We start from the raw sequence: 247 nt of genomic DNA, 5'->3' as shown, positions 1-247 counted from the left end.
ATGATTCATGTTGCGACTGCTGCGCTTACCAGCTTGGCCGATATTCTCCGGGATGGCTACCGTATGCGGGTTATTGCTGACTACAGGCCAGCTGTTCTTGCAATCGTAGAGGACAAGCGCGTCAGGCTGGAGGACAAGAACTCGGACGCAGCCCGGAATTGGAATAAGCGTGCACGTCAAGCTATCGGAAATGTCGTGAGTATTTGGAGAAAACTTGGGCTCATCTAGCGAACAGGATGTATTGGCC

At 52.2% G+C, this 247-nt stretch carries 1 protein-coding gene; it reads left to right on the top strand.

All coding sequences use genetic code 11. The annotated features are described in order from the left end of the window. On the top strand, window positions 1-228 hold a 228-nt coding region (locus SB725_RS33100), incomplete at its 5' end, for a hypothetical protein (RefSeq protein ID WP_410923687.1). Window positions 229-247: the final 19 nt, after the last annotated feature.

This window comes from Pseudomonas sp. SIMBA_041, from assembly GCF_046535095.1.
In the GTDB taxonomy this organism is placed as follows: domain Bacteria; phylum Pseudomonadota; class Gammaproteobacteria; order Pseudomonadales; family Pseudomonadaceae; genus Aquipseudomonas; species Aquipseudomonas mucoides.
This window is presented reverse-complemented; position numbering and strand designations above follow the sequence as displayed.